The organism is Achromobacter sp. ACM03 (genome assembly GCF_014851665.1).
Lineage (GTDB): Bacteria > Pseudomonadota > Gammaproteobacteria > Burkholderiales > Burkholderiaceae_B > Achromobacter > Achromobacter aegrifaciens.
Window position 1 is genome coordinate 1,396,010 of record NZ_JACVAD010000001.1, and the last position, 25,379, is coordinate 1,421,388.

22 protein-coding genes are annotated in these 25,379 nt (G+C 67.3%); 14 read left to right on the top strand and 8 right to left on the bottom strand.

Annotation, left to right across the window (positions count from 1 at the left end):
* Positions 1-79: 79 nt before the first annotated feature.
* The 6 genes from IB257_RS06390 (at position 80) to IB257_RS06415 (ending at position 5,760) form a co-directional block, all read left to right on the top strand.
* Entirely contained in the window at positions 80-829 is a 750-nt protein-coding gene (locus IB257_RS06390; RefSeq protein ID WP_217472161.1) for a DUF899 domain-containing protein, read from the top strand.
* Between the two features lie 218 nt (positions 830-1,047).
* Positions 1,048-1,599 carry a hypothetical protein gene (locus IB257_RS06395; protein WP_119451278.1) on the top strand — a complete coding sequence of 184 codons (552 nt, stop codon included), beginning with the start codon at positions 1,048-1,050 and terminating at the stop codon, positions 1,597-1,599.
* A gap of 104 nt (positions 1,600-1,703) precedes the next feature.
* Positions 1,704-2,189 carry a nucleoside deaminase gene (locus IB257_RS06400; RefSeq protein WP_054456486.1) on the top strand — a complete coding sequence of 162 codons (486 nt, stop codon included), beginning with the start codon at positions 1,704-1,706 and terminating at the stop codon, positions 2,187-2,189.
* Between the two features lie 96 nt (positions 2,190-2,285).
* Positions 2,286-2,774, top strand: coding sequence for a hypothetical protein (locus IB257_RS06405; RefSeq protein WP_192352349.1), 489 nt, complete (start codon positions 2,286-2,288; stop codon positions 2,772-2,774).
* 87 nt (positions 2,775-2,861) lie between these two features.
* On the top strand, positions 2,862-4,163 hold the full coding sequence (locus IB257_RS06410; RefSeq protein WP_192492056.1) for a UDP-N-acetylglucosamine 1-carboxyvinyltransferase: 1,302 nt from the start codon (positions 2,862-2,864) through the stop codon (positions 4,161-4,163).
* A gap of 205 nt (positions 4,164-4,368) precedes the next feature.
* Positions 4,369-5,760, top strand: coding sequence for an FAD-binding oxidoreductase (locus IB257_RS06415; protein ID WP_192354871.1), 1,392 nt, complete (start codon positions 4,369-4,371; stop codon positions 5,758-5,760).
* A 26-nt stretch (positions 5,761-5,786) separates the two neighbouring features.
* Here IB257_RS06415 and IB257_RS06420 read toward each other — a convergent pair whose 3' ends face one another.
* Positions 5,787-6,203: a DUF1801 domain-containing protein gene (locus tag IB257_RS06420; RefSeq protein ID WP_192492057.1), complete on the bottom strand. Its 417-nt coding sequence runs from the start codon at positions 6,201-6,203 to the stop codon at positions 5,787-5,789.
* A gap of 137 nt (positions 6,204-6,340) precedes the next feature.
* Here IB257_RS06420 and IB257_RS06425 point away from each other — a divergent pair, with 137 nt between their 5' ends.
* On the top strand, positions 6,341-7,738 hold the full coding sequence (locus IB257_RS06425) for an HdeD family acid-resistance protein (RefSeq protein ID WP_175213657.1): 1,398 nt from the start codon (positions 6,341-6,343) through the stop codon (positions 7,736-7,738).
* Positions 7,739-7,765: 27 nt separating this feature from the next.
* Positions 7,766-8,815, top strand: a complete 1,050-nt coding sequence (locus IB257_RS06430; RefSeq protein WP_175181377.1) for a DUF4105 domain-containing protein — start codon at positions 7,766-7,768, stop codon at positions 8,813-8,815.
* Here IB257_RS06430 and IB257_RS06435 read toward each other — a convergent pair.
* Positions 8,764-10,359, bottom strand: a complete 1,596-nt coding sequence (locus IB257_RS06435; protein WP_192492058.1) for an FAD-dependent monooxygenase — start codon at positions 10,357-10,359, stop codon at positions 8,764-8,766. The two genes, IB257_RS06430 and IB257_RS06435, sit on opposite strands and share 52 nt — an antisense overlap.
* Before the next feature lie 159 nt (positions 10,360-10,518).
* Positions 10,519-11,424, bottom strand: a complete 906-nt coding sequence (locus IB257_RS06440) for a LysR substrate-binding domain-containing protein (protein WP_125470632.1) — start codon at positions 11,422-11,424, stop codon at positions 10,519-10,521.
* 113 nt (positions 11,425-11,537) lie between these two features.
* Between IB257_RS06440 and IB257_RS06445 the strand changes: the two genes are divergently transcribed.
* The 3 genes from IB257_RS06445 to IB257_RS06455 are packed head-to-tail and all read left to right on the top strand — an operon-like array spanning position 11,538 to position 14,658.
* Positions 11,538-13,220 (top strand): alkaline phosphatase family protein, encoded by a 1,683-nt coding sequence (locus IB257_RS06445; RefSeq protein WP_192492059.1) that lies wholly within the window; start codon positions 11,538-11,540, stop codon positions 13,218-13,220.
* Between the two features lie 10 nt (positions 13,221-13,230).
* Positions 13,231-13,683 carry a cupin domain-containing protein gene (locus tag IB257_RS06450; protein ID WP_054456254.1) on the top strand — a complete coding sequence of 151 codons (453 nt, stop codon included), beginning with the start codon at positions 13,231-13,233 and terminating at the stop codon, positions 13,681-13,683.
* A gap of 3 nt (positions 13,684-13,686) precedes the next feature.
* Complete coding sequence (locus tag IB257_RS06455) at positions 13,687-14,658, top strand: tripartite tricarboxylate transporter substrate binding protein (protein WP_054456253.1); 972 nt, start codon at positions 13,687-13,689, stop codon at positions 14,656-14,658.
* A gap of 25 nt (positions 14,659-14,683) precedes the next feature.
* On the opposite strand, the gene IB257_RS06460 is transcribed toward IB257_RS06455, so the two are convergent.
* From IB257_RS06460 to IB257_RS06480, 5 genes are all read right to left on the bottom strand, one after another.
* Positions 14,684-15,982 (bottom strand): acyl-CoA thioester hydrolase/BAAT C-terminal domain-containing protein, encoded by a 1,299-nt coding sequence (locus tag IB257_RS06460; protein WP_192492060.1) that lies wholly within the window; start codon positions 15,980-15,982, stop codon positions 14,684-14,686.
* Positions 15,983-15,991: 9 nt separating this feature from the next.
* Positions 15,992-16,978 carry a tripartite tricarboxylate transporter substrate binding protein gene (locus IB257_RS06465; protein ID WP_054456251.1) on the bottom strand — a complete coding sequence of 329 codons (987 nt, stop codon included), beginning with the start codon at positions 16,976-16,978 and terminating at the stop codon, positions 15,992-15,994.
* Positions 16,979-17,205: 227 nt separating this feature from the next.
* Entirely contained in the window at positions 17,206-17,763 is a 558-nt protein-coding gene (locus IB257_RS06470) for a DUF1415 domain-containing protein (RefSeq protein WP_192492061.1), read from the bottom strand.
* 69 nt (positions 17,764-17,832) lie between these two features.
* Complete coding sequence (locus IB257_RS06475) at positions 17,833-19,305, bottom strand: M20 family metallopeptidase (RefSeq protein WP_054456249.1); 1,473 nt, start codon at positions 19,303-19,305, stop codon at positions 17,833-17,835.
* A 249-nt stretch (positions 19,306-19,554) separates the two neighbouring features.
* Positions 19,555-21,180 (bottom strand): methyl-accepting chemotaxis protein, encoded by a 1,626-nt coding sequence (locus IB257_RS06480; RefSeq protein ID WP_192492062.1) that lies wholly within the window; start codon positions 21,178-21,180, stop codon positions 19,555-19,557.
* A 169-nt stretch (positions 21,181-21,349) separates the two neighbouring features.
* Here IB257_RS06480 and IB257_RS06485 point away from each other — a divergent pair, with 169 nt between their 5' ends.
* From IB257_RS06485 to IB257_RS06495, 3 genes are all read left to right on the top strand, one after another.
* Complete coding sequence (locus tag IB257_RS06485) at positions 21,350-21,856, top strand: sigma-70 family RNA polymerase sigma factor (RefSeq protein WP_054456247.1); 507 nt, start codon at positions 21,350-21,352, stop codon at positions 21,854-21,856.
* Positions 21,853-22,815 (top strand): FecR family protein, encoded by a 963-nt coding sequence (locus IB257_RS06490; RefSeq protein ID WP_192352344.1) that lies wholly within the window; start codon positions 21,853-21,855, stop codon positions 22,813-22,815. The genes IB257_RS06485 and IB257_RS06490 overlap by 4 nt, the downstream gene beginning before the upstream one ends.
* Positions 22,816-22,917: 102 nt before the next feature.
* Positions 22,918-25,314: a TonB-dependent siderophore receptor gene (locus IB257_RS06495; protein WP_192492063.1), complete on the top strand. Its 2,397-nt coding sequence runs from the start codon at positions 22,918-22,920 to the stop codon at positions 25,312-25,314.
* The last annotated feature ends 65 nt before the right edge of the window (positions 25,315-25,379 follow it).

The window sequence follows — 25,379 nt, forward strand, 5'->3', positions numbered from 1 at the left end:
CGCGCAGACCCTTGCGCCAGGGCCTCGGCCCGCGATAAGGAGGTAGGAAATCATGACTGCATCAAGCAATGGCGCCCCCATGCGCACGCCCCCGGTCGTCTCGCCCCAGGACTGGGAAACCGCCCGCCAGCAACTGCTGGTCAAGGAAAAAGCCCACACCCGCGCCCGCGATGCGCTGGCCGCCGAACGCCGGCGCATGCCCTGGACGCCAGTGACCAAGGCCTATGCGTTCGAAGGCCCGTCGGGCATGCTCGCCCTGCCCGACCTGTTCGACGGCCGCCGCCAACTGATCGTCTACCGCGCCTTCTTCGAGCCGGGCGTGTATGGCTGGCCGGAGCACGCCTGCCGCGGCTGCTCCATGGTGGCCGACCAGGTCGCGCATCTGGCGCATCTGAACGCCCGCGACACCACGCTGGTCTTCCTGTCCCGGGCGCCGCAGGCGGACATTGCGCGGCTGAAAGCGCAGATGGATTGGAAGATGCCCTGGTACACGCTGACCGATGGCTTCGATACCGACTTCGGCGTGGACGAGTGGCATGGCACCAATGTGTTCTACCGCGACGGAGACCGCATCTTCCGCACCTATTTCCTCAACAACCGCGGCGACGAGCAGATGGGCGGCACCTGGAACTACCTGGACATCACGCCGCTGGGCCGCCAGGAAGTCTGGGAGGATTCTCCCGAAGGCTATCCGCAGACCCCGACCTACAAGTGGTGGAACTGGCACGACAGCTATGTGCCGGACGCGCCGCCGGACAGAAAGTGGGTTGAGATTTCCGATGCGGGCGAGGCCGCATTCCGGGCGCAGAGCGCAGCCGCCAAACGGTGAGCGGGCGGGCGGCTGGCCGGGCGCGGCCGCTTGCCGTATTCATTGGTAATTAAAATAACCAATAGATACACAAGCTCAAACAACAGCAATTATCGGGGTCCGATGACCGTGCTAATTTATGCGCCCGCCGACCTTCGGCCCAGGCGCATCCCCAGCGTCCCCGTCAGGCGGCTGTTGCCGGGTCGCTGCGCCCTCCTACCCCTATTTGACGAGAACCCATGCACAAGAACCTCGAGAGCGACACGATCATCGCCCAGGGAAAAAAGCGGATGTCCGGCCTGCTGCTGGCGGCGGGCCTGGCGCTTGCGGCAACCGCGCCGGCCATGGCCGTACCGCCGATCAAGGCGCACGGCGCGCCTGCCGCTGCACCCGCCACGGCAGCGCCCTCGGGTTCGGTGCAGAAGACCGACATCCAGAACCAGGCCGCCTATGAGCGCCTGATGAACAACAGCGGCATCACCCTGCAATGGCTGTGGTCGGCGCAACGCGGCCACCTGACCGCCACGGATGAGAACGACGTGGTGCGCATCGAGGGCACGCAGGCCAACCACGAAGGCACGCTGAAGATCAAGGGCGATATCGTCTCCATCGCCAGCGACCGCTTTATCTTCCGCGGCACGATCCTGATCCTGGACGCGCCGGACAAGGGCCGCCGCTGCGAACGCAACGGCGAGTTCGAGTTCCGCGCGACCGGCAAGCGCAAGTACTGGCGCCTGCAGCAGATGGAAGCCTGCGGCGGGCTGACGGACTACGTGGACGTGTACTACTGAGCCCAGCCTGCAAGAAGGCTATGCTTGCGCATCGATGCCGGCGGCCTCCTCATGCCGCAGTCCGCCGGCGCCACGGCGCGCGGCATATCTCTGAGGAGGTTTACATGATCACCGAAGTGGACAAGAAGCACCTGGCGCGCTGCGTCGAGCTGGCGAAACAGGCGCTGGAAGCGGGCGACGAACCCTTCGGCTCGGTGCTGGTTTCACCCGACGGCGTGGTCCTGTTCGAAGACCACAACCATGTCTCCAGCGGCGACCGCACGCGGCATCCGGAATTCGAGATCGCGCGCTGGGCCGCCAGCAATCTGCCGCCGGCCGAGCGCTCGGCCTGCACCGTCTACACCTCGGGCGAGCACTGCTCCATGTGCGCCTCCGCGCATGGCTGGGTGGGCCTGGGCCGGATCGTCTATGCCAGTTCTTCTGCCCAGTACCGGGAATGGCTGCGGGAATGGGGCGTCGCCCCCACGACCAAGGTGCGGCCGCTGGCCATTGCCGAAGTCGTGGACGGCATACCGGTGGAAGGTCCCGTGCCGGAGTTCGCCGAACAGATCAAACTGCTGCACCAGGAAAGAATGCGCCGCCGCGGCTAGGCGGCGCCCTGCCCGGTTCGCCGTTACCGCCCGTCTCAATCGTCAGCAGCAATCCGCAGTATTCTCGCTGCACCGCACTATGAACAGGACTCCCGCATGCCCTCTGCCCTGACCAAATGGCTCACCAGCATCGCGTTCGGCCTGCTAGTCGCCTGGGCCAGCGGCGGCGTCGTCAATCCGGTCATGCAGCAGGCGCTCGGGCTGGCGGACTTGACTGGGCTTGCCTATATGGCGGCGCTGGACAGAATGCTGATCACGACGGGCGTCGTGTCGCTGCTGATAGGCGTGGCGCTAGTCGCAGCGCTGGTCCGTATTCCAAATTTTCGCCGCCTGATCGGCTGGGGCTGCGCCATGCTCGGCCTGGCCGTCCTGCTGAACCTGCTCGGCGCCGTGCTTGCAATGGAACCCGGAATCTTCAATCCGGCCACCGGCGGCAAGCAGGCGGCCAACGACGCCTATACGGCGCTGTTTTTCTGGGCGCTGATTTTCGGCCTGCCTTATCTGGCCGGCGGGCTGGCGCTGACCATAGGTGGCTGGGTCCTGATCCGCAAGAATCCCGGCCCGGGCGCGGCCAGGCCGGCATGACACGGCCGCCGTGCGCCCTTAAAGTGTGAAATTAACCGGAGCTCCGCAAGCTCCCATCTCCCTGTTTTTTCTGGCCCTACTCGCTCCATGTCCAACCTCATCGTCCACGGCGGCACCCCTTTGCGCGGCCGCGTCATCCCTTCGGCCAACAAGAACGCGGTCCTGCCTGTGCTGTGCGCCACCCTGCTGACGGACCAGCCGCTGCGGCTGCACGGCGTGCCCGACATCACGGACGTGCGCAAGATTCTGGACATCTTCCGCACGCTGGGCAGCGAGGTGCGGCTGGACGAGTCCACCCGCACCCTGGACCTGCATCACCGCGACACCGCCTTCGACGCCGCCCGCCACCGGCTGCCCGAGGAAATGCGCTCTTCCATCATGCTGGTGCCGCCGCTGCTGGCGCGCTTCGGGGTCGCGCGCCTGGAAGACAACATCAAGGGCTGCACCCTGGGCGTGCGCGAGATCGATCCGCACGTGGACATCTTCCGCTCCTTCGGCGGCGAGGTGGAACGCGCCAGCGGCTCGCTGCTGGTCCGCAGCAGCGGCCCGTTGAAGCCGACCCACCACTGGCTGGACTACGCCTCGGTGACGACCACCGAGAACTTCGTGCTGTGCGCCGCCGCCGCGCAAGGCGAGTCGACGCTGACCAACGCCGCCTCCGAGCCGCACGTGCAGGAGTTCTGCCGCTTCATGGCGATGATGGGCGCGGACATCGACGGCATCGGCACCTCGCGGCTGACGGTGCGCGGCGGCGTCAGCCTGGGCGGCGGCGAATTCACCTTCGAGGAAGACTTCCACGAGATCACCACCTTTCTCGCGCTGGGCGCGATCACGGGCGGCGACGTGGTGGTGCGCAACAGCACGCCCGCGAACTTCCCGCTGATCGACCGCACCTTCGCCAAGTTCGGCGTGCAGATCGTGCACGAGAACGGCTGGTCGCGCGCGCTGCGCTCGGGCCCCTTGAAGGTACAGACGCCCTTCACCAGCAATGTGCTGACCAAGGTCGAAGCGGCGCCATGGCCCTATTTCCCGGTGGACCTGCTGCCCATCTTCATCGCGCTGGGCGTGTGCGCCGAGGGCAACGCCATGTTCTGGAACAAGGTCTACGACGGCGCGCTGGGCTGGACCGGTGAGCTGTCCAAGTTCGGCGCGCACGTGTTTTCGTCCGATCCGCACCGGCTGATCACGTTTGGCGGCCGGCCGCTGACGCCCGCGGTGGTCGAAAGCCCCTACATCATCCGCGTCGCCATCGCGCTCTTCATGATCGCCAGCAGCATCGACGGCCGCTCGGAAATCCGCAACGCCACGCCGATCCGCCGCGCGCATCCCCGCTTCGTCGAAAACCTGCGCAGCCTCGGCGTGCAGGTGGAATGGACCAGCGAGGAGTAAGCTTTCCAGATACGCACGCCACGGCGCGCATAACGGGAGCGGGCCGACCGGCTCCCGGCGCGGCGCGCCGCCCTCCTTAGGTCATGGCCTCTCACGCAGGAGGCGTACTCCATGCCGCGTCCGAACCCATAGGCGGCCAGGGCCTGCTTCGCAGGCCCCAGTTTCAAAGGTTGTTCACGAAGCAGCACCTTCAAGGAGGTGTGTGATGAGCCAACTTTCCGATAGCGCCCTGGATGATCTGAGAGCCTCAGCCCGAGGCCAGGTCCTCTGCCCGGGCGACCCCGGCTACGACGACGCCCGCAAGATCTGGAATGCGATGATAGACCGCCGGCCGGCGGTGATCTTCCGATGCGCCGGCGCCGCCGACGTGCGCCGCGCCGTGGATTTCGCGCGCGACAACGGCCTGGTCCTGTCCGTACGCGGCGCAGGCCACAACATCGCAGGCACCGCGGTCTGCGAAGGCGGCATGATGATCGACCTGTCGCCGATGAAGTCGGTGCGCGTCGATCCCGTGCGCGCCCGAGCCTATGTGGAGCCCGGCGCGACGCTGGCCGATTTCGACCACGAGGCCCAGGCTTACGGCCTGGCGACGCCGCTGGGCGTGAATTCCACCACCGGCGTGGCCGGGTTGACGCTGGGCGGCGGTTTCGGCTGGCTGACCCGCAGGTTCGGCATGACCATCGACAACCTGCTCTCAGCCGATGTCGTCACCGCGGATGGCAAGCTGCTGCACGCCAGCGAACAGGACAACCCGGATCTGTTCTGGGCAATCCGGGGCGGCGGCGGCAATTTCGGCGTGGTCACCATGTTCGAATTCCAGCTGCATCCGGTCGGACCCGAGGTTTATGGCGGCCTGGTCGTGCTGCCGCTGGAACAGGGTAAAGAAGCGCTGTCGAAGTACCGCGATGCGCTGGCGACCCTGCCCCAGGAACTGACGGTCTGGGCCGTGCTGCGCCTGGCTCCGCCGCTGCCGTTCCTGCCGCAAGCGGTGCACGGCAAGCCCATGGTTGCCTTCGCCATGTGTTATTCGGGCGATCCGGCCAATGGCCCAGCCGCGGTGGAAGTGGTGCGCGGCTTCGGCACGCCTTATGGCGAGCACCTGGGCCCCATGCCCTACGCCGCCTGGCAAAAGGCCTTCGACCCGCTGCTTACACCCGGCGCCCGCAATTACTGGAAGTCGCACAATCTGGGCGGGCTGGAAGACGGGCTGATCGACGCCATAGTGGCGGCGGTGGAAAACCTGCCTTCGCCGCAATGCGAGATCTTCCTGGGCTACATCGGCGGCGTAGCGGCGCAGGTGCCGGTGTCCGCCATGGCCTATCCGCACCGCTCGGCGCAATTCGCCATGAACGTGCACGGCCGCTGGGACTTTCCGGAAGAAGACGAGCGCTGCATCGCCTGGGCCCGGACGCTGTTCCGGACCACGGAGCCCTATGCGCAAGGAGGGGTGTACGTGAACTTCCTGACGCAGGACGAACCGGAGCGGCTGGGCGCGGCCTACGGCCCGAACTTCGACCGGCTGGTCCAGGCCAAGACCCGCTACGACCCGCAGAACCTGTTCCGGCATAACCAGAACATCAAGCCGGCGTCGCCTTGAACCCTGCGGACGCGGCGGGGATCCGACTAGCGGGCGCCGGACTTCCCCGCCGCGTTCAGGGCCGCGGCCGCTCGGATCAGCGCCGCCAGGGCCGTTTCGTCCAGCGTTTCCCCCTCGCGGATATCGATGGCGCGCCGCGTGTTGCCGTCCAGGCTGGCGTTGAAGAGCCCGGAGGGATCCTCCAGCGCCGCACCCTTGGCGAAGGTCAGTTTCACGGCGCTTTTGTAGGCTTCGCCGGTACAGATGATGCCGTCGTGCGACCACACCGGCACCCGCCATTTCCATTCCTCGACTGCGCCGGGATCGGCCTGCCTGATGATGGCCCTGACCCGCGCGAGCGTCTGGCCGCGCCAGTCGTCCAATTCTCGTATCCTGGCGTCTATCAAGGTGGAGGCCGTCTCTTGCGTTGCCTCTTTGGTTGCGTTGCTCGTCTTGGTGTTCATGCCATGTCCCGGGAAAGATCGCAGACGGATGCGTCAGGAAGAATACCTGCATCGATCCCGGAAAATTTGTTAACTTGGTTAGCAAACCAAAATAGCTAGCACCGTAACGGGGTCACGGAAGAGGAGAATCAAGCGCAATGGCCAATCTGGTTTTGCTGCTGCTGGGCGTGGACTACCTGCGCAAGCGCGCCCGCGGGCTGTATGTCATCGGCGGCCTGCTTTTCATTACAGGCGTCACGCTGTTCATCGACGCGCTCGATAATGCCGTCTATTTCCCGCTGAATTTCTTCGCGGCGCTGCTGGTCCTCGAAGGCCTGGCCACGCTGGTGATCGCCAAGTCCGGCGTGGGGGGGCAGCGGGTGCTGCGCTATGCCAAGGGCGCCATCGTGCTGACGGCGGGCATCCTGGTCCTGATCGGCCACCATCACGGGCATTTCGCGCTGTCCATGCTGTTCGGCCTCATGTTCCTGGTGGACGGCCTGATCCAGTGCACCGCCGCCTACGTGGTGCGCTATGACCGCTGGCGCTATGTCTTTGCCTCGGGCGTGGCCGAAATACTGTTGGCCATCTTCTTTTTCCAGCCCTACCCGACCCATTACGTCGGCACGGTGCCGTACTGCCTGGGCCTGTTCCTGGCGTTTACAGGGCTGCGGCTGCTGTCGCTGGCGCGCCGCGTCCGCCACCTGGACTCCAACCCGGCGCTGGACGTCAATCCGCATCCGGACTTCATGCCCACGCGCGCCGACGCCCATGCGCAAAAGGTGTTCGACGGCCCGCCGCTGGAATCGGAGCGCGCGCTGACCGTGCACGTCTGGACGCCGTCGGGTTCGGCCAAGACCGAGACGCGCAACTATCCCGTGGTGAACCGCTACATCGCCGCCGTCGACATCAACGGCGTGGTGTCGACCGGCCACGCCGCGCTGGAATCACCGGAAGGCGTGTACATCAGCCTGTATCCGGCCCAGGAGATCGACCACTCTCCGGAACAGTTCGGCACCCTGCTGCGCGCCACGGCCGAAAACAACGTGCCCGGCGTGTACCAGCCCGACTACGCGACCGAATCCAAGGCCTGGACCCCGTCCACGATGCGGGTGCGCATCCGCAACTACGACGCAGCCAAGCTGCAGGCCTTCTGGGACGAATACCGCAAGACCAAGATCTACAACCTGACGCACCGCAACTGCTCCAGCTCCGTGTCCAGCGCGCTGGAGGCGGCGCTGGACGGCGTGGTGGGACGCTTGCACGGCCCGGATGCCGGATGGCGCGTGCTGCTGCGCCTTTTGCTGACGCCGGAACTGTGGGTGGCGGCGCAGATCCGCAAGCGCGCGCTGACCATGGCCTGGACCCCGGGCCTGACGCTGGACTATGCCCGTGCGCTCAGCATGCTGGCCGACCCGCGCCCGTTCGGCTGGTGGAAGATGTCGCAGGACGCGCTGCGCCAGATCGCGCGCATGCGCGCCGGCTGGCGCAAGCAGGACCGCAAGGCTCAGGCCCGCAATGCGGAGCAGGCCGAGTCCTCGCAAGGGGCGCAATGACGGCCCCGCAACGCGCGTGAAGACGCCATGATTGCGCAGATCGTGAGCGGCGTGGCCATCGTGGCCGGCGCGGCCTGGGGCGCGGCGGCGCTCTGGTTCCAATCGCCGTTCCCCGGCCGCGCGCGCGCCGTCCTGCCGGCGGCCTGGCTCGCGCTCGCGGCCGGCGCACTGATCGGCCTGTCTATCGGACAGCCCTTGATTGCCTGGCTGTTCGGCGCCCTGCTGCTGGCGCTCTTGGCCTGGTGGTGGCTGGGTGTGCGGCCGTCCAACGAGCGCCAGTGGATGCCCGAGGTGGCGCGCCAGACGCAAGGAACGGTCGAGGGCGACATCGTCACCCTGCGCAACGTGCGCAACTTCGACTGGCGGTCGCGCACCGATTACGACATGCGCTGGGAGACCCACAGCTACGACCTGTCACGCCTGGAATCGGTAGACCTGGCGTTGTCCTACTGGGGCCGGCCCGCCATCGCGCACGCCTTGGTGTCGTTCGGTTTTGCGGATGGCCAGTACGTGGTGTTCTCGGTGGAGATACGCCGCAAGCTGCACGACGTATTCTCGGAAATTGGCGGTTTCTTCCGCCAGTACGAGTTGTCGGTGCTGGCCTCGACCGAGGAAGACAGCCTGCGCGTGCGCACCAATGTGCGCGGCGAAGAAGGCTATCTGTACCGCGTGCACATGCCGGACGGCGCGGCTCGCAAGCTGTTCCTGGCCTATGTGGAGACCGCTACCCGGCTGGCGGACAAGCCGCGCTTCTACAACACGCTGACGGGCAACTGCACCACCATCGTGTACCGGCTGGCCGACCAGATCGTGCCGGGGTTGCCGCTGGATTACCGCGTGCTGTTCTCGGGTTATCTGCCCGAGTACCTGTACCGCCTGGATGCTCTGGAAGGAGCGGATAGTCCGCTGGCGTATCGGCAGGCCGGCCATTACACGCAGCGTGCCCGCGCCACCGCGGACGCGGCCGAATTCTCGCGCAACATCCGGCGCGGCGTGCCAGGCGTGCCACAGGCGCCCGCCCCCGCTCAGGATGGCGCGGCCGTGCCCGGCGCCGGCGCGCGCAGCCGCGCCAAGTAGGCGCCCAGTGTCTCCAGGTGGCTTTCTTCCGAGCGCAGCCCGACATGGCCGTCCGCCCTGACGGCCAGCACGAGGATATGCCGCACGCCGAGCCTTCCGGCCACCGAGGGATCAACATAGCCGTCCACGCCATCGACATCCGCATTCGCCGTCAGCGCGACCACGGCCTCGATGATGGCGCCGTCCGATAGCGGCTCGATCGCGGCGCGAACCTGGGCAAGCACGTCCGCAGACGTCCGCGGGCCGCCCAGGATGAAGACTGTATGGCCCTTGCGGTGGGCGCGCTCATGCAACATCCCCGCGCCGCCCGCCGCAAGGCGTATCGGGATCTGGTCGGGCAGCCGCTGGCCCGGCGAAACCGGGTCGTGCCGGTCTCCCATGACGATGGGCGAATCGCGGTAATCGATGTCCAGCTCCGCCTCGGCAACGGCCTCGTGATGCTGCGAGGCGCCATCCTCGAAGGCTTTGCGGATGGCGGCATTGCGCTCGCGCAGCACGTCCGGATCAGTGGCCAGCTGGGCGCTCTCGGCCTCGTCGCCCGACGCCAGCACGCGCTGCGCGGCTGGCCGGCGCTCCGCCTGGTAGCTGTCCAGCAGACTGTCCGAGCACTGGCCGCCGCAGACCAGCGCAAGCTTCCAGGCCAGGTTGACGGCGTCGTGCAGGCCGCTATTCATGCCATGGCCTTGGGCCGGACTGCAGGTGTGCGCGGCGTCTCCGGCCAGCAGGATGCGACCGGCCCGGAATTGCCGCGCGACTTTGGTGTAGCAACGGAAGCGCGCCGGATGGGCCACGTCCTCGAAATTCGCCTCGGGCAGATAGCGCCGCAGCGTGGACAAGGCATCGGCCACCAGATCGGAGTCTTCGGCAGTAGGCCGCAGATACACGCGCCAGCGCTGGCCCGGCAGCGCCGTCAGGATCACCGGGATCCTGTCCAGGTAGGCGTAATTGGCCTCGAAGATCTCGGGCCAGCCGCTGATCGCAGCGTCGAACACCGCCCAAGGCTGGCTGATGTCGTGGCCGTCCTGCTCGATGCCGGTCAGCTCGCGCACCGTGCTGTGGTGGCCGTCGCAGCCTATCACCCACTCGGCCAGCACTTCGATTGCGCCGCCCGGCTGCTCGATCCTGGCCAGCATGCCGTCCGGCCGTTCCTGCAGATCCACCAGCTTGCTGGCCCGCTGGACGGCGCCGCCGTGGCTGGACAGATAGTCGGCGAGGATGGACTCCGTGACCTCTTCCGAAATCCCGATGTTGTAGGGGTAGCGGCTGCCGCAAAGGTCCAGATCGATCTCGCCCAGCACCTTGCCGTCGGCATGGATGCGCGCGCCGCGCTGCTTCACGCCCGCGGCCAGCAGCGGCTCGACGATGCCCAGCGAATCGAAGATCTCCAGCGAGCGGGGGTGGACCACCGTTGCGCGGTCCCATTCCAGCGGCCGCTCGTGCGCATCGATCAACAGGCACTGCACGCCGCGCCGTTGCAGCTCGGCGGCAGTGAGCAGGCCCGCCGGACCGGCGCCCACCACCAGGACTGTCGTTGCAATCACCATGATGTCGCCTCGAGAAATTTCGAGGCGACCTGGATTGCGCCTCGGCACGAACCAAAAAAAGTAAGGCCGCGCATCGCTGGCCGTCAAAGATATTGAGGCTTACGCCGCTGGCATGACGCCGCGGACGGATCTCAACCTTTTGGACCGATCCCTGGCGACTCAGGGGTGGCCGGCCAGCTGCGCGGCCTCGCCCAGCAGCGCGTCCAGCAGGCGGCGCGCCGGCACCGTCAGCGGCGCATCGGCGCGGTGCGTCACGTAGATGACGGTCTTGGGCAAGGGATCAATGATGTCCAGCCGCACCAGCCCCAACGCCGGCCCGTAACGGTCCAGGAACCCTTGCGGCATGATGCCGATCAGGTCCAGCTGCGGCATCAACGCGAGCAACGTGGAAAAGGACTCGCATTCCAGCTGCAGGTGCAGCGCGCGTGCCTGCGTTTCGTCGCTGTACAGCGCCCTGGGATCGCCGGGCCCCTGCGCCGGCCCGGTCAGCACCCAGGCGGCTTCGGCCAGTTCGCTCAGGCGCCGGGCGCCGGCCAGCGGATGCGACGCCCGCGCAACGATGACCGACTGGCTTTCGAACAGCGGCTGCACGGCCAGGTCGCCTCCCCCGCCCGCTTCGGGCAGCGGCCCCAGCGCCATGTCAAGTTCGCCCGAACGGATGCGCTCCAGCGCCTGCGGATACAGCGTGTCGCGCACCCGCAGCCGCACCTGCGGCCAGCGCGCGCCGTAGCGCGCCACCGCGCCCGGCGCCAGCAGGATGGCGGCGGCGGGCGATACGCCCAGGGTCACCTGGGCTTCGGCGCCGCGCAGGTGCCAAGCCAGGTCTTCATGAGCCTTCTCGATTTCTCGCATGACGACCGCGGCGCGCGCCGCGAGGATCTCGCCGGCCTGCGCCAGCCGCACACCCTTGGGCGTGCGCACCACGAGTTCGGCGCCGACCTCTTCTTCCAGCTGGCGCAGCGACTTGGTCAGCGCCGGCTGCGACACGTTCAGGACCTGCGCGGCGGCGCGCATGCTGCCAGTCCGGGCCAGGGTGAGCAACAGGTTCAGATGCTGGAGTCGCAAGCCGCCTCTCCGGCCGATTACCTGGGGTAATCGACATCAAAACAATTCAAGGGATGCGCGCGCAGGCCGTCGATAGAATTCCTGCATGCCCCAATCGGAGACAGGAGCCTAGCATGACCCGAGGCGTGAAGAACATTCTCTTCATCATGTGCGACCAGCTGCGCTACGACCATCTTTCCTGTTTCGGCCACCCCAGGCTGAAGACCCCGAATCTGGACGCGCTGGCCGCGCGCGGCGTGATCTTTGACCGCGCCTTCGTGCAGTCGCCCGTTTGCGGCCCGTCGCGCATGAGCTACTACACCGGACGCTACGTGCATGCGCACGGGGCCAGCTGGAACTTCGTGCCGCTGAAGGCCGGCGAGATGACCATCGGCGACCATCTGCGGCCGCTGGGCGTGCGTTCCGTGCTGGTGGGCAAGACCCACATGCGCGCCGACATGGCCGGCATGTCGCGGCTGGGCATAGACCCGGCCTCCGTCATCGGCCGCCGCATTGCCGAATGCGGCTTCGACGCCTACGAGCGCGACGATGGCATCCATCCGTATTCTGGCCATGACCCGGACCCGCGCTACAACGACTATCTGCGCGCGCAGGGCTACGGCGGCGACAATCCCTGGGAAAGCTGGGCCAATTCCGCCGTGGACGCGGACGGCACGGTGCGCTCGGGCTGGTTCCTGAAGTACTCCAACCTGCCCGCGCGCGTGCCCGACGAGCATTCGGAGACGCCGTACATCACGCGCCGCGCGATGGACTTCATCAGCGAGGCGGGCGAGCAGCCCTGGTGCCTGCACCTGTCCTACATCAAGCCGCACTGGCCCTATCTGGCGCCTGCGCCCTACGCCGGCATGTACAACGCGCAGGACGCGCTGCCTGTGGTGCGATCGGAGGCCGAACGCGCCGACCCGCATCCGGTGTACGCCGCGATGATGCGGCATCGCGTGTCGGCGACCTTTTCCGAGCCCGGCGTGCGCGAAGCCGTCATGCCGGGCTACATGGGATTGATCAAGCAGATCGACGACCAGCTCGGCGCGCTGTTCCGCTTCATGGAGGCGCGCGGACTGTTCTACAACACCATGATCGTATTCACGTCCGATCACGGCGACTATCTGGGCGACCACTGGATGGGGGAAAAGGACCTGTTCCATGAACCCGTCATCCGCGCGCCGCTGATCGTCTACGACCCGGATCCGCGGGCTGACGCCGCCCGCGGCACGCGCTGCGCGGCCATGGTCGAAGCAATAGACCTGGCGCCGACCTTCCTGGAGGCCTGTGGCGGCGTGCCGGTGCCGCACATCATGGACGGGCGTTCGCTGCGGCCCCTGCTGTTCGGCCACACGCCGCCGGATTGGCGCGACCACGTCATCTGCGAGTACGACTATGCCTTCCAGGATTCGCGCATCGCGCTGGGTACGCCCGCGCGCCAGGCCTGGCTGCGCATGGTGCGCGATGAACGCTGGAAGTACGTGCTGGCCGAAGGCTACCGGCCGATGCTGTACGACCTGCAGGAAGACCCGAACGAATTCGTCGACCTGGGCGCCTCGCCCGCGCATGAGGCGGTGCGCAAGCGCATGGAGGAATTGCTGTTCCGCTGGGCGCGCCAGCCGCGCCAACGCGCCACGGTGGCCGACGGCACCATCGAATCGATCGAAGTCCAGCCGCGCATTTCCGAGGGCGGCATCCTGATCGGCTATTGGGACGAAGCCGACCTGGCCCGCGCCAGGCAGACGTTCAAGCCCCGTTTCGCATCATCCAACCCGCTCGTGAAGCCGACGCTGGATCGGCTGTCGCAATCCTGAGGAGTGCAGCATGATTCTCGAAACCCCCGACATCACCCGCGCCCAGGCCGGCCTGGACGGCGTCTCCTGGAACATCCTGGGCCAGGTGTACGTGCCCAAGCAGGTCAGCCTGGACAGCATTTCCTGGCACGCCACGTTTCCGGAAGAGAGCTTCGTGCCGCCGCACGTGCACCCCAACCAGGACGAGTACATCTTCGTGCTGGACGGCCGCATCGACCTGCTGCTGGACGGCAAGAAGACCTCGGCCGGCCCCGGCGACCTCGTGCGCATGCCTCGTGGCGTGCCGCATGCCTTCTTCAACAATTCCGGCGTCGCCGCCACCGCGCTGTTCTGGGCCGCGCCCGCGGGCAAGCTGCTGGAGCTTTACCGGCGCATCCACAACATGTCGAGTCCGGCGGAGGTCGTTGCGGTGGCGCCGGAGTACGACGTGATCTTCATGCCGCCTGTCTCGTCAGCGGCCTGAGCCATGCGCCGCCGCACGCTACTGAAGGGCCTGTCCGGCGCCCTGGCCTGTACCCTGCCCTGGGCCGCCCGCGCCGCGTACCCGGACAAGCCCGTACGCATCATCGTGCCGCTGCCGGCGGCCAGCCCGCCCGACGTGCTGGCGCGCGTGATCGGCGAAAGGCTGCAGCGCCTTTGGGGGCAGCCGGTGGTGGTGGAGAACCGGCCCGGCGCGACCGGCATGATAGGGCTGGACGCCGTCGCCCGCAGCGCCCCCGACGGCTACACCGTGGGCATCATGTTCCTGACGCATACCGTGCTGCCGGCGCTGTTCGGCAAGGTGTCGTACCGCACGGATGGCGACTTCGCGCCGATCGCGAACCTGGTCTGGCTGTATAACGCCCTGCTGGTGGCGCCAGGCAGCGAATACGCCGACGTCCGCGGCCTGGTCGAACAGGCGAAGCGCCAGCCCGGCAAGCTCAGCTACGGTTCCGGCGGCAACGGCTCGCCCGCCCATCTGCTGGGCGCGGCCTTCTGCCAGGCGGCCGGCATAGACATGCTGCACGTGCCGTTCAAGGGTCCTGCGGAAGCGGCGCAGGCGCTGATGGGCGGCTACGTGCAGACCATGTTCGCCACTGCTTCCGTCGCCGTGCCGCTGGCGCAGTCCGGCAAGCTGCGCGCGCTCGCCGTCACGCGTGATGGCGGCATGGCCGCCTTGCCCGGCGTGCCCACGCTGGCCGAGGCCGGCGTGCCTGCGTTCAACCTGAAAGAATGGGAGGGAATCGTCGCGCCCGCAGGTACGCCGCCGGACCTGATCGCCAAATGGAATGGCGCCATGCAGACCATCCTGGCCGACGCCGAGGTGCGCGACAAACTTGCCGGCCTGGGCATGGAAGCCGCCCAGGCCAACACGCCGGCCGAGTTCGCCGGGCTGATACGCGGCGAGCTGCAACGCTGGTCGGCGTTCGTGTCGGAACAGAAGCTGCGCAACGGATGACGGGCGGGCGGCCAAGCCCGGCCGCCTACTTCGCCACGCCCCCCGCCCTGCCCAGGAACTCCAGCACCGCCAGATAGGAGCCTTCGTTGCCCGCCGCGTTGGCGCTGGGCGTGCCGCCCGCGTCCAGCAGCAGGCCGGACATGGCGTGCGGCTTGCTGATCAGGGTCGCGGGCAGGCAGGGATAGTGCACGTGATGGCCGGCGCCCATGCAGACATGGTGGAAGGTGGGCAAGCCATGTTCCTGGCGCCGCCGCATGACGATTTCAGAGTACGCGGTGCTGGGCCAGAAGCCGTCGTCCGACGCGCTGACCAGCAGCACCGGACCAGGATAGTTCTCGACCGGAATGCGGGCGCGCTCGAACGCCGCGCTGTCGCGCGTGGCGCTGAGAAAGGCGTGCGTCTGGCGGTACGGCGGCTGGGACGCGTAGGCGGCGTCCCAGTTGGCGCTGGCGTTGTCCTGCCACAGGTGCGGCAGCGGCTCGCCGCCCTTGGTCCAGACCTGCGCGTCGCGGCCGGTGCCGGGCGCGCCAGCGCTGACTACGCCGTGCATCACGGGCGAAGGCACATAGGCGACCACTGCGCTTACCAGGTCCGGGTAATGCGAGGCCACCAGCAGCGAGGTCTCGCCGCCGCGGCTGATGCCGGACAGGGCCACGAAGCCGTCGCGCGGCTTGAGCTCCGCGCGTGCCCAGCGCAGCGCATGCTCGAAATACTCCAGCGGCATGTCGTTCAGATACTTGGGGCGGCCCTCGTAGTTGAAGATGGCCAGCGCCAGGCACTGGTAGCCGCGGGACGCGAACAGCGCCGCGCGCGGCGCGTTGACGCCGCCGGACGAGCCGTTCATGTAGATCACCAGCGGATGCGGGCCCGGTCCGGCGGGGGTGTAAAGCTCGCCCGACAGCGTCATGCCGCCGACTTGCTCGCGCACGCTGCGGTGCGTGACGCCTTCGGCCTGGAATTCCTGCACCAGGGTCGCCGCGGCGGACTGGCGTCCGTCGCTGGCTTCGATGCGGATGACGAGCGGCTCGGTCCGGTCCGGCGGGAACACCACGCTGGCCACGTCCTCGCAGGCCATGGACCAGACGATGCCCATGGCCGCGGGTTCGGCGTAGCTGCCGGACACGGGGCAATCGCGGGACAGGTCCAGGCTGCCGTCATGGCCCGCCACGAATACCGCTTGCGAGCGCCATGGCGCGCCGCACATCGTCATGCTGGCCGTGACCGTGATGAAGGCGTAGGCCGGAAAGCCGCTCACGCGGATCTCGCGCGTCACGTCGAGCAGGGCGCGTTCCGGGGTGACGGTGATGCTGGGTTGTTCTGCCACGGTGGCTCCTTAGCTCTTCAGGTCGGTCTTGGGCACGCCGTTGGCCTTGATGACCTGGGCCCACATGGCGGATTCATCGGCGATGACCTTGTCCAGGTCGGCCGACGAGGTGAACTCCACGGTCACGCCCTGGTCCGCGAACTGCTGCACCAGGCTGGGATCGCGCGTGCCTTCGCGCACGGCGTTCTCCAGCGCCGCGACCACGGGCGCCGGCATGGCGGCCGGACCCGAGATCATCATGCGGGTATAGAGCTCGAAGCCGTCCACGCCCGCTTCCTTCATGGTGGGAACGTCGGGCAAGCTGGACAGGCGCTTGTCGGAGGTGACCGCCAGCACCTGGAGCTTGCCAGACTTGATGTTGGGCAGCGCCGAGGTCGGGAAGTCGAAGGTGCTCTGCACCGTGCCTGCCATCAGGTCCAGCAGCGCGGGGCCGCTGCCCTTGTAGGGCACGTCCTGGAACTGCGTGCCGGTCTTGGACTGGAAATGCAGCAGCGCCAGGTGGTTGATCACGCCGCGGCCCGCATGCGCGCAAGTGATGTCGCCGGGCTTCTTCTTGGCCAGCGCAATGAATTCCTGCACGTTCTTCACGCCCAGGTCGGGATGCACGATCAGCAGCATCGGCGACTTGCCCATGGAGCCCAGCTGCTTGAAATCCGACTGCTGGTAAGGCAGGTTGTTGTAGAGCAAGGGATTCAGGATCATGCCGTTGGTGCCGGCGAAACCCAGCGTGTAGCCATCGGGCTCGGCGCGCGCCACCGCCACCGTGGCGATGATGGCCTGGCCGCCGGGACGGTTTTCCACCACTACGCTCTGCTTCAAGGTCTTGCCCATGCGCTCGGCCAGGGCGCGCGCCGCGATATCGGTCAGCCCGCCAGGGGCAAAGCCCACCAGCAGGCGCACGGGACGGGTCGGAAAGGTATTCTGGGCCCAGGCGGGGCGCGAGATCAGGGGCAGCGCGGCGAGCGCGCCCAGGGCATGGCGGCGGGTAAATCGCATACAACTCTCCAGGCAAGGACAACGCCTCCGCGCCCGGGAGAGGCCGCGGGGCAAAGCAATCGAAGGGAAAGGACGCGCGGGCCGCTCACCTTACGGCGAGCTGTCACGGCGTCAGTATGTTGTATGCAATACCGCGGACGGGCTATCTAGGGATATCCCGAGGCTCTCCGTGGAGCAAGCGAGCGTTTTATTCCGAACAGCGGTATTTGGTATGCGATCTGAGGGCGCTAGGCCTTGGTCATCAACTTCTTCCAACCTTCCAGCCCCAGCCGCTTCATCGTATCGATGTTCTTCTCGTAGATTTCGGCGGCGTCCGGGAAGGACTCCACCGCGCGGTCGATGCTGTCTTCGCGCAACAGGTGCAGGATCGGGTACGGCGACCGGTTGGTGTAGTTCTCGATGTCGTCCGGCTGCGTGTCGGCGAACTGGAACTGCGGATGGAAGGTGGCCACCTGCAGCTCGCCCACCAGACGCATGCGCTTGAGCAGACGGTCGGACAGGTCTTCGAAGTCATTGAAATCAATGAAATCGTCCAGCGCGTCGGGAATGATCAGCAGCGTGGTGTCGATCTTTTCCGGATCGGCTTCGGCCAGCAGCGCCAGTTCGTCCTGCAGGTCGGTCAGAACGCCTTCGGCGTCGGTGGCATCGCTGACGGCAAAGCGGATCTGGTCCTTGACCTGCACCGCCTTGGCGAAGGGACAGAGGTTCAGGCCAATCACGGCCTGGTTCAGCCAGTGCTTGGTCTCAGCGACCACGTTGGCGTAGGCGTCGGAAGAGGAAATCATGGGTGTCCGTCCTGGAAAAAAGAAAAGCGCGGGCGTTGCGGCCCGCGCTTTGAAGAGCGTCGCCGCCGCTTACGCGGTGGGCATGGCGGCCATGGTCTGGGCCACGGCTGCGGTCAGTTTCTTGCCGTAGGGCACGTGCAGGAATTCATTGGGGCCGTGGGCGTTGGACTTGGGGCCCAACACGCCGCAGACCATGAACTGGGCCTTGGGAAAGCCCTTCTGCAGGATGCTCATCAGCGGAATGGTGCCGCCCTGGCCAATGTAGCCGCAGGAAGCGCCGTAGTATTGCTGCGAGGCCGCATCCAGCGCCTGGGTCAGCCAGGGCGCCGAGGCCGGGGCGTTCCAGCCGGTGGCGGCGCCTTCGTTGGCCTTGAAGATCACCTTGGCGTTATAGGGCGCGTCGGCTTCCAGCAGGGCCTTGATCTCTTGCGAGGCGGCCACGGCATCGATCAGCGGCGGCAGGCGCAGCGACAGCTTGAATGCAGTGCGCGGGCGCAGCACGTTGCCGGCGCTGGACAGCGGCGGCAGGCCTTCGGCGCCGGTCACCGACAGCGTCGGACGCCAGGTGCGGTTCAGCAGCGCCTGCTCGGGTTCGGTCGTCATGGGCAGCACGAAGCCGCCGTCGGCGCCGCAGCTCCAGGGGAAACGGCGCCAGACTTCGTCGCCCAGGATGCGCGCGGTGGCGTGCACTTGTTCCACGCGTTCGGCGGGGATCTCGCAATGCAGGCTCTGCGGCAGCAGGCGGCCGGTGCTGCTGTCTTCCAGGCGGTCCAGCAGATGGCGCAGGATGCGGAACGAGGACGGCACCACGCCGCTGGAGTCGCCCGAGTGCACGCCTTCGTCCAGCACCTGGACTTCCAGCGTGCCCGACACCATGCCGCGCAGCGAGGTCGTCATCCAGAGCTGGTCGTAGTTGCCGGCGCCGGAGTCCAGGCACACCACCAGGGCCACGTTGCCCAGACGGTCGCGCAGCGCGTCCACATAGGGCAGCAGGTCGTAGCTGCCGGATTCTTCACAGGTTTCGACGATGCCCACGCAGCGCGGACGCGGAATGCCCTGCTTGTCCAGCGCCATGATGGCGGTCAGCGAGGCGTACACGGCGTAGCCGTCATCGGCGCCCCCGCGGCCGTAGAGCTTGCCGTCTTCGAGCTTGGGGGTCCAGGGGCCGAGGCCTGCGCGCCAGCCGGAGAATTCGGGCTGCTTGTCCAGGTGACCGTACAGCAGCACGGTGTCGCCGTTGTCGCTGCGGGTGGCGGGCGCGTCAAAGAAGATGACGGGCGTGCGGCCCGGCAGGCGCACCACTTCCAGCTTCAGGCCGGAGACCTTCTGCGCCTCGACCCACTGCGCGGCGTCGCGCACCACGCGCTCGATGAAAGCGTTCTTTTCCCAGTCCGCGTCGAACGCCGGGCTCTTGGCCGGGATGGCGATGTAGTCGGTCAGCGCCGGGATGATCTCGTTGTCCCATTTCTCGTCGACGAAAGCCTGCAGGGCCTTCGGGTCCAGGGTGGGAGGAAGAGCGTCTTCGGGGATGCGTGCGTTCATGGCGCGGGATCCTGTGTGCGGGAGGGGGTAGGCAATCCGCTATTTTATGCCTGTGTGGCGCGGCTGGCACCTTTTGTCCCTGGTTGTCGTCGGCGCCGGGAAATGGTGCCGCCATGTAGTGCCGCCATGTGGGCCGCAGATCTGGCCCATGAACAAAGCCCCCAAGGCGCAAACACGCAGGGGGCTTTGGTTCGGTTCACGGCCAGCCCTCCGGGCCGGCCGCCTTATGGGCCAAGGTCAGCGACGCAATCAGGCGCCGAGCAAAGCCGGTTCGCCGTTGCGGCCCACGGCCGGCGCGTCGGCGTCGATCACGCGGCCGGTCTGCAGCTTGAACACGGCCACGGCTTCGCGCAGGCGCTGCGCCTGGGTTTCCAGCGAGGCTGCGGACGCCGCGGCCTCTTCGACCAGCGCGGCGTTCTGCTGCGTCACGCTGTCCATCTGCGACACGGCCTGGTTGACCTGCTGGATGCCCTGCGACTGTTCTTCAGATGCGCTGGAAATTTCGTTGATGATGTCCGTCACGCGACGCACCGAGACCACGATTTCCTGCATCGTGGCGCCGGCGGCTTCCACCTGGTCCGAACCGACCGATACCTTCTGCACGGAGTCGTCGATCAGGCCCTTGATTTCCTTGGCGGCGGCGGCGCTGCGCTGCGCCAGGGCGCGCACTTCGCTGGCCACGACGGCGAAGCCCTTGCCCTGCTCGCCGGCGCGCGCCGCTTCCACTGCGGCGTTCAGCGCCAGGATGTTGGTCTGGAAGGCGATGCCGTCGATCACGCCGACGATGTCGGCGATGCGGTTGGAGCTGTCGGCAATGCCGCGCATGGTGCCGACCACGTCGCCCACGGCCTGGCCGCCGCGCGTGGCCACTTCGGACGCCGCCACGGCCAGTTCCGAGGCGCTGCGCGAGCTTTCCGCGTTGTTGCGCACGGTGGAAGACAGTTCATCCATGCTGGCGGCGGTTTCTTCCAGCGAGGCGGCCTGCTGCTCGGTGCGCGAAGACAGGTCGATGTTGCCCGCGGCGATCTCGCGCGCGCCGGTGTGGATCTCTTCCACGCCCAGCCTCACGGCCGACACGGTACGCGCCAGGCTATCCTGCATGCGCTTGACGGCGGCGTAGAGCACGCCGATTTCGTTGTTGCCGCGTTGCTCGATGCGGTTGCTCAGGTCGCCGCCGGCGATGCGGTCGAACAGGCGTCCGGCTTCATGCAGCGGACGGAACACCGCGCGGCCGAACACCGCGTACAGGCCCACCACCAGCGCGGCCACCACGACCAGCAGGCCGATCAGGACGGCGATCGCGCCGTTGATGCGAGTGGAGGCGTCGCGCGCCACGCGCTGGCCGACTTCGTCGGCGTAATCCACGTACTTCTGGATGGCGGCGGTAAAGGTCAGGCCCAGCGGCGTGACTTTTTCCAGGTTGAGGCGGTTGGAATCCTGTGCGTTGCCGGCACGGATGGCCGCGATCATGGGCACGATGGCGTCGCGGTGATAGACGTCGTAGGCCGCCAGCGCCGCGTCCAGCAGCGGCTTGCCCTGGGGCGAGGTTTCGGGTGTCTTGCGCGCTAGGTCGATCAGCTCGCCGGCCTTCTTGGTGTAGCCGTCCAGGCGCTGCATGCTGGCCAGGTTGTCCAGGCTTTTGCCTTCCATCAGCGCGGTCTGCGCGGCCAGCAGCACCAGGCGGGCGCGCAACAGTTCGGCGCCAGCGCCGTTCACCGCATTGGCGCGGACCAGGTTGGTGTCCAGCAGCACTTCGATGGAATTGCGGTTGGAGGTCAGCTGCTGGTGGACGGCGATGCCGGTTAGCAGGAAAAGCGCGAAGAAAACGGCTAAAGCGGTCGTCAAGACCGCGCGAATACTGAGATTCTTGAACATTGGGGTCACTCCGGGTTGCGTGTAGCGGCTACCTATGCTTTACGACAGGTTGCAATGAAAAGTTAAACATCTCATTTGATTGCATGAGGCATTTCGTTCCGCGCCGCGCTTGTCCAACACAATTAACAACGATTATCATTTGCAGTTTTGGACCTGACGGGAACCCATCGTGACGGCGGCCACCCAGCCCACGGCGCACCATGCCTTGAACCTGCTCTACCGCGACCATCACGGATGGCTGGCGGGCTGGCTGCGGCGGCGGCTGGGTTGCGCCCACGACGCCGCGGACCTGTCGCACGACACCTACGAACGGCTGCTGAACTCGGGCCGGCTGCCCGAAGCCGGCCAGGCGCGCGCCTTTCTCACCCAGATCGCCCGGGGCCTGGTGGTGGACCTGTACCGCCGCCGCGCCCTGGAAAGCGCCTACCTGGACGCCCTGGCCAGCCTGCCCGAAGCGCACATGCCTTCGGCCGAGGCGCGCGCGCTGGCGCTGGAAACGCTGATGGCGGTGGACGCCGCGCTGGACGCCCTGCCCGCCCGCGCCCGCCAGGTCTTCATCCTGTCCCGGTTCGAGGGCCGGACCTATTCCGACATCGCGCAAAGCCTGGGCGTGTCGGTGGCGCTGGTGCGCAAGCACATGCTGCGCGCCGCCCAAGCCTGCCTGGCCGCGCTGTGAGCGCCCGGCACGGGGACATCCCCGAACCGATACTGGCTCAAGGACTGGAATGGCTGGTCATCCTGTGGTCCGGCGAAGCCAGCGCCGACGAACGCGCCGCCTGGCAGCGCTGGCGCGCCGCCCATCCGGACCATGAGCGCGCCTGGCAGCAAGTGCAGCGGATCGATACGCGGCTGATGGACGTGTCGCCCGAGGCATCGGCCCAGGCTCTGGCCCGCTCGGGCCGGCAGGCGGGACGCCGCAAGGCCCTGCGCTTGATGGGCTGGGCGGTGCTGGGCGCCGGAGCCGCGGGCCTGGCGGCCCAACGCCTGCCTTGGCAGGCCTACGCCGCCGACTACCGCAGCGCCGTAGGCGAACGGCGCGAAATCACGCTGGCCGACGGCACCCGGCTCGTACTCAACGGGGACAGCGCCGTGGACATGGAATACACCGCCGACACACGCCGGCTGGTCCTGCGCCGCGGCGAGATCTACGTGCAAACCGGCCACGGCCCGGCCGCCGCGGGCCGCCCCTTCTTCGTCGCCACCGCCTTTGGCGACGTGCAGGCGCTGGGCACCCGGTTCACGGTGGAGCAGCAGCGCGACCGGATACGGGTCGGCGTCTATGAAGGCGCGGTGGAGATCCAGCCCTCGCGGGGCCGCCCCCTGCGCCTGGACGCGGGCCAATCCGCCGCGTTCACGCCGCTGGCGGCCGAGCCGATGCCGGAGGCCTTGCAGCAGGCGCCAGCCTGGCTGCGCGGCCAACTGGTGGCCGAACGCCTGCGCCTGGCCGATTTCCTGGACCAAGTCGGGCGGTACCGGCGCGGCGTGATCCGCTGCGACCCGCGCGTGGCCGACCTGATCGTGTCGGGCGTGTACGCCCTGGACGACACGGACCGGATCCTGGCCTCGCTTGCAAGAGCCCTGCCGTTGCGCGTGTCGCGCTACACGAGCTACTGGGTGGTGGTGGAACCCAGATAGCCCTCCATAAAAAAATTTCGCGAAAACCGTAGCACTTTTTATTTCTCGTTCGGGATACCTGCATATCCGCAGCATTCACGTCCGCAACGAGGAACCCACTACATGCAAGCCCGCTCCACTCCCAAGCCCGCCCGCAGCACGCTGGCGCTGGCCCTGACCGCTTTGGCGCTGGCCGCGCCCCCCGCCGCCATGGCCGCGGAACCGGGCGCCCCCTCGCCCCAGGAGCGGGCCGCCAGAAGCTACGACATTCCCGCCGGCCCGTTGGACCAGGTGCTTAACGCCTATTCGCAGCAGGCAGGCGTGACCATCACCATCGACGGCGCCCTGACCGCGGGCCGGCGCAGTCCCGGCCTGCGCGGCGCCTATGGCCTGAACGCGGGCTATGCCGCGATCCTGGCCGGCAGCGGCCTGGCGGCGCGCCTGGAAGGCGGCGGCTACGTGCTGCGTCCGCTGCCGCCCGGCGCGGCCGGCGTCTCCACGCTGGAGCCGGTCACCGTGCGGGCCTCAAGCGTAGCGCCCGACAGCTACGTGGCCGAGGAAACCCGGGCCGGCACCAAGACCGACACGCCCATCCTGGAAGTGCCGCAGTCGATCTCGGTGGTAACGCGCGCGCAGATGGAAGCGCAGAACGCGCAAAGCGTGACCGAAGTGCTGCGCTACGTGCCTGGCGTAACGGTGGAAACCTACGGCGTGGACCCCAAGGGTTTCGACTGGGTCATGCTGCGCGGCTTCAACGCCCAGGCCACCAGCGACTATAAGGACGGCCTGCGCCAGGCGACCTCCGGCTACACCCTGTTCCGCAGCGAACCTTATGCGCTGGATCGCATCGAGGTGCTGCGCGGCCCCTCTTCCGTGCTGTACGGCCAGGGCGACGCGGGCGGGGTCATCAACCGAGTGAGCAAACTGCCCTCGGCCACGCCGCACTACGAGGCCGAGCTGGAGTACGGCAGCTTCCAGCGCAAGCAGGCGGCGGTCGACCTGACCGGCCCGGCGACCGAAGACGGCACGCTGATGTACCGCGTCATCGGCGTGGCGCGCGACGCCAACACGCAATTCACCTATCCGAACGGCGACCGGATCTCCGACGACCGCCTGTTCCTGGCGCCTTCGCTGACCTGGGCCCCTTCCGCCGCGACCCGCTTCACGCTGCTGACGGAGTACCTGCGCGACCGCTCCGGCGGCACCATCGGCACGGTCACGGTCAACGGCAAGCCCACCAATCTGCGCAACGGCGATCCCAATTTCAACCGCTACGACCAGGACCAGAAGAGCATCGGCTACCTGTTCGAGCACCGCTTCAACGACACGCTGCAGGTACGGCAGAACCTGCGCTACGGGCGGGTCGATTCGATCCTGGACAACATGTTCCTGGCCGGCCTGACGCCCACCGGCATCGCCCGCACAGCCCGGCGCTACGACGAAAGCATGACCGCGCTGGCGTTGGACAACCAGGCTCAGTTCGACCTGCGCACCGGCCCGCTGGCCCATACGCTGCTGCTGGGCCTGGACTTCAACCGCAGCAGCGCCGACGTGTCGCGCACCATGGGGCCGGCGCCCAGCCTGAACCCGTTCGACCCGGTCTATGGCGTGGACGTGCCCACGCCAACCATACCGCTGGCCAACTACCTGGAGCGCACGCACCAGACCGGCCTGTATCTGCAGGACCAGGTCCGCTTCGATGAACGCTGGGTGCTGACCCTGGGCGGCCGCTACGACTGGTACAGCCAGAAGACCGAAAACCGGATCCTGAACAACGACACCGACCAGAGCGGCAGCCGCTTCAGCGGCCGCGCCGGCCTGAACTACGTCATGCCCAACGGCGTCGCGCCCTACGTCAGCTTCGCCCAGTCCTTCCTGCCCAATACCGGAACCTCTGCGCCGGCCAATGGCAGTTCTCCGTTCGCGCCCTCGCGCGGACGCCAATGGGAAGGCGGCATCAAGTTCCAGCCGCCCGGGTCGAATGCGCTCTACACGCTGGCGGTCTTCGACATCAAGAAGAGCAACGTGCTGACCAATGACCTGCAGAACCCCGGCTTCCAGGTCGCCTCGGGCGAGGTGCAATCGCGCGGCGTGGAACTGGAAGGCAAGTTCAGCCTGGGCGATGGCTGGGACTTCACCGGTTCCTATACCTATGTGCGTGCCCGCATCACCCGCGCCAACAACGGCACCGAAGGCAACCGTCCGGCCCTGGTGCCCGAGCACAGCGCCTCGGGCTGGCTCAACTACACGGTGCGCAACAGCGCCCTGGCCGGGCTGAGCCTGGGCGCGGGCTTGCGCTACGTGGGCTCGACCTACGGCGACAACGCCAACACGCTGAAGATCGCCGGGCGCACGCTGGTGGACGCGGGCGTGTCCTATGCGGTCGACAAGCACCTGACGCTGTCGGTCAACGCCACCAACCTGTTCGACAAGGAATACCTGGCGACCTGCTCCGACCTGAGCGATTGCTATCCGGGCAGCCGGCGCAGCGTCATCGGCCGGGTGAAGTACCAGTTCTGAAGTACCAGTCTTAAACGCCGCAATGAAAACGCCCCGCCAAGTAGCGGGGCGTTTCGCGCAAGCGC

Excerpts from the sequence above, each read along its gene's own strand:
- IB257_RS06445 (WP_192492059.1), top strand. The coding sequence starts at position 11,538 with ATGACCCGAGGCGTGAAGAACATTCTCTTCATCATGTGCGACCAGCTG.
- IB257_RS06465 (WP_054456251.1), bottom strand. The coding sequence starts at position 16,978 with ATGCGATTTACCCGCCGCCATGCCCTGGGCGCGCTCGCCGCGCTGCCC.
- IB257_RS06430 (WP_175181377.1), top strand. The coding sequence starts at position 7,766 with ATGATTGCGCAGATCGTGAGCGGCGTGGCCATCGTGGCCGGCGCGGCC.
- IB257_RS06425 (WP_175213657.1), top strand. The coding sequence starts at position 6,341 with ATGGCCAATCTGGTTTTGCTGCTGCTGGGCGTGGACTACCTGCGCAAG.
- IB257_RS06480 (WP_192492062.1), bottom strand. The coding sequence starts at position 21,180 with ATGTTCAAGAATCTCAGTATTCGCGCGGTCTTGACGACCGCTTTAGCC.
- IB257_RS06475 (WP_054456249.1), bottom strand. The coding sequence starts at position 19,305 with ATGAACGCACGCATCCCCGAAGACGCTCTTCCTCCCACCCTGGACCCG.
- IB257_RS06420 (WP_192492057.1), bottom strand. The coding sequence starts at position 6,203 with ATGAACACCAAGACGAGCAACGCAACCAAAGAGGCAACGCAAGAGACG.
- IB257_RS06390 (WP_217472161.1), top strand. The coding sequence starts at position 80 with ATGCGCACGCCCCCGGTCGTCTCGCCCCAGGACTGGGAAACCGCCCGC.
- IB257_RS06450 (WP_054456254.1), top strand. The coding sequence starts at position 13,231 with ATGATTCTCGAAACCCCCGACATCACCCGCGCCCAGGCCGGCCTGGAC.
- IB257_RS06415 (WP_192354871.1), top strand. The coding sequence starts at position 4,369 with ATGAGCCAACTTTCCGATAGCGCCCTGGATGATCTGAGAGCCTCAGCC.
- IB257_RS06455 (WP_054456253.1), top strand. The coding sequence starts at position 13,687 with ATGCGCCGCCGCACGCTACTGAAGGGCCTGTCCGGCGCCCTGGCCTGT.
- IB257_RS06495 (WP_192492063.1), top strand. The coding sequence starts at position 22,918 with ATGCAAGCCCGCTCCACTCCCAAGCCCGCCCGCAGCACGCTGGCGCTG.
- IB257_RS06435 (WP_192492058.1), bottom strand. The coding sequence starts at position 10,359 with ATGGTGATTGCAACGACAGTCCTGGTGGTGGGCGCCGGTCCGGCGGGC.
- IB257_RS06410 (WP_192492056.1), top strand. The coding sequence starts at position 2,862 with ATGTCCAACCTCATCGTCCACGGCGGCACCCCTTTGCGCGGCCGCGTC.
- IB257_RS06400 (WP_054456486.1), top strand. The coding sequence starts at position 1,704 with ATGATCACCGAAGTGGACAAGAAGCACCTGGCGCGCTGCGTCGAGCTG.
- IB257_RS06395 (WP_119451278.1), top strand. The coding sequence starts at position 1,048 with ATGCACAAGAACCTCGAGAGCGACACGATCATCGCCCAGGGAAAAAAG.
- IB257_RS06470 (WP_192492061.1), bottom strand. The coding sequence starts at position 17,763 with ATGATTTCCTCTTCCGACGCCTACGCCAACGTGGTCGCTGAGACCAAG.
- IB257_RS06405 (WP_192352349.1), top strand. The coding sequence starts at position 2,286 with ATGCCCTCTGCCCTGACCAAATGGCTCACCAGCATCGCGTTCGGCCTG.